Raw genomic sequence first — 2,209 nt, forward strand, 5'->3', positions numbered from 1 at the left:
CGTCCCGCTGCGGCAGCAACGGCTCAATCCGAGCCCACGCAGCATCCGTTATCTCTCCACGACCCACCACAAGATCAATTATGAGACACGGCCTAGGGTCCGCGGCATGGGGGAGGACCTGGACGCCGTCGAGTGGACCGCGCTGAGGCACGAACACGGCAGCGCCGACGACCTCCCGGAACTGCTGCGCGCCTGCGCCGGGGACGACCCGGAGGCAGCCGAGGACGCCGCCGCCGAGATCCACGACCGGATGGTGCACCTGGGCGGCTGGATCTGCTCGGCGGCCCCCGCCGCCCTGCCGTTCCTGCTGCGGCTGGCCGCCGACCCCGCCCGGTCGCCGAACGTCCGCCGCAGCCTGCTGGAAACGCTCGACATGCTCTCCGGCACCCCCGCCGCGCACGTCCCGCCCGGCACCGACGGCACCTGGTGGGCGGCCTGGGCGCGGGCCCTGCCGCAGACCCTCGCCCTGCTCGACGACCCGCTGCCCGCGATCCGCCGCGACACCGTCCGGATGCTCCGCACCTGCCCCACCCCCGGCCGGGACCTGCTGCCCGCGCTGCTGCGCCGCCTGCGCACCGAGGACGACCCGGCGACCCGCCTCGCCCTGCTGGCCGCGCTCGGCCCCGTCCAGCGGCGCGAACCCGCCGGCGCGCAGGGCCCCGGGGCCCGGGAGACGCTGCACGCCCTGCTGGCGGACGGCGACCTCCAGGAACGCCTGGGCGCCGTGTTCGCCCTCGCCCCCGAGGACCCCGGGCTCCCGGCACGGCACGCCGACCTGATCGCCCGCGCCGTGCGCGACCCCGGAGCCCGGCGGTGGGACGAGGGCGGCGGGCCGGGAAGCGTCCACGGCCGGGCGGCGCGGCTGTTCCCCGCACCCGGGCCGGCCACGGCGTTCGTCCACGAGCTGCTCCGCGACCACCCCGACGCCGCGCACCGGGCCGCCGCGCTCGAACAGGCCGGCGGGCTGCTCGCCGACTGGCACTCGCCGACCCCGCGACTGCTGCCCGCGATCGCCGCCCACCTCGACGACCCCGTGCCGGAGGTGCGCCTGCTCGCCCTCGACCTGCTCGCCCGCCTCGGCCCGCCGGCCGTCACCCCGCACGCCGACCGGATCGCGGCCCTGCTCGGCGACGCCGACACCGCCGTCGCCGCCACCGCGACCTGGGCCCTCGCCCGGGGCGGCGACCCGCGCTGCGTACCCGCCCTGCGCGCCGCCCCCGAGGCTTTCGGTGACACCGGCCACCTCGACCGGGCCGCCCTGCCCGCCCTGCCCGAGGTGCTGGCCCTGCTGCCCGGGCACGCGGACGCCCTGATGCCCGTGCTCGAACGGCTGCTCGCCCGGGACGGGCACCCGGCGACGGTGTACCGGTGCGGCCGGGTGCTGACCGGCTGGAGCACCGCGAGCCGGACCGCCGTCGAACGGCTGCTCGTCCTGCTCGGCGAGGACCCGGCGTGGGCCAGCGCCGCCGAGACGCTCGCCGGACTCGGCCCGGCGGTGCTCGGCGCCGACCTCGCCGCCCGCGCCAGGACGATGCTCTCCGCACGGATGAACGGCCCGGACAGAGGGGCGGCGACCGCCGCCTGGGCGTGCTGGAGACTCGGCGGCGATCCGGAGGCGGCCGTGGACGCCCTCGCCGCCCACGCGGACGACCACCGCGCGCTGCGGATGCTCGGCGACCTCGGCCCGCACGCCGCCCGCTGCGCCGCACTGCTGCGCGAGCGCGCCGCCGACCCGGACGAATGGACCGGGGTGCGGGCCGCGGGCGCGCTCTGGGCGGCGACCGGCGACACCGGGGCGGCCGTCCCCGTGCTGCTCTCCGCCCTGCACGGCCTCGACCGGGGGCAGTACCACCCCGTCATGCCCACCGCCGTCCGGCAGCTGGCCCTGATCGGCCCCGCCGCCCGCCCCGCCGTCCCGCTGCTGCGCGCCGCCCTCGCCGCGGACCGCCGGCTGCGCGGCGAGGACGCGACCTGGCGCGGCTTCCTCCAGGACGAGGAGCTGCGGGCGGCGGCCTCCCGGGCGCTGGCGGCCGTCGGAGGATGACGCGCGAGGGCGCGACCTCGGCAGTCGCGCCCTCGGGGTGTGCGGGGAAGCCCGCGGCGGGTCAGCCCGCCTTGACCTCGTCGGTGAGTTGGGGCAGGACGTTGAAGAGGTCTCCGACGACGCCGTAGTCGACGAGTTCGAAGATGGGGGCTTCGGGGTCCTTGT

The 2,209-nt window shown here is 78.4% G+C and carries 1 protein-coding gene and 1 pseudogene; one reads left to right on the forward strand and one right to left on the reverse strand.

Annotated features, from left to right (window positions below):
* The first annotated feature begins 106 nt into the window (after nucleotides 1–106).
* The gene (locus ABD345_RS39815; protein ID WP_344559706.1) at nucleotides 107–2,044 is read left to right on the forward strand and encodes a hypothetical protein; all 1,938 of its coding nucleotides are present in this window, start codon (nucleotides 107–109) and stop codon (nucleotides 2,042–2,044) included.
* Nucleotides 2,045–2,105: 61 nt separating this feature from the next.
* Here the strand turns inward: ABD345_RS39815 and ABD345_RS39820 are convergent.
* A pseudogene (locus tag ABD345_RS39820) lies at nucleotides 2,106–2,209 on the reverse strand (electron transfer flavoprotein subunit alpha/FixB family protein); the annotation flags it as partial.

The sequence above is a fragment of the Kitasatospora saccharophila genome (genome assembly GCF_039529925.1).
Lineage (GTDB): Bacteria > Actinomycetota > Actinomycetes > Streptomycetales > Streptomycetaceae > Kitasatospora > Kitasatospora saccharophila.